This is a genomic window from Citrobacter sp. TBCS-14 (assembly GCF_005280805.1).
GTDB lineage: Bacteria > Pseudomonadota > Gammaproteobacteria > Enterobacterales > Enterobacteriaceae > Citrobacter > Citrobacter gillenii.
The window spans coordinates 1-251 of sequence record NZ_SZWM01001214.1; the positions used below are offsets into that span (position 1 = coordinate 1).

General features: G+C 53.0%; 1 pseudogene. It reads right to left on the minus strand.

Going from position 1 to position 251, the window contains the following annotated elements:
• Positions 1–251: pseudogene (locus FDX22_RS32225) on the minus strand (DNA cytosine methyltransferase); the annotation flags it as partial.

A 251-nucleotide genomic window follows, 5' to 3' on the forward strand; every position in this document is an offset into this window, starting at 1 on the left:
ATTCCGATATCAACGATCTGGTATTTAACCCCATCGATCGTTACCAGCCATTCATCGTCACTTTCCCCGCAATACGTCTCGAGAAATGTGCGTACCTCACCCACGTGTTGGCCACCAGCGGTGATTGTTGGCATGGGCACATCAAGGCGTTGCCCGTCGCGGCATGTTCCACGCAGTTTCACCAGATGAGAGGCAACTACTGCATGATGGTCAACAGTGGTCACTGAGTGCGCGGGTTCATCCATACTGAC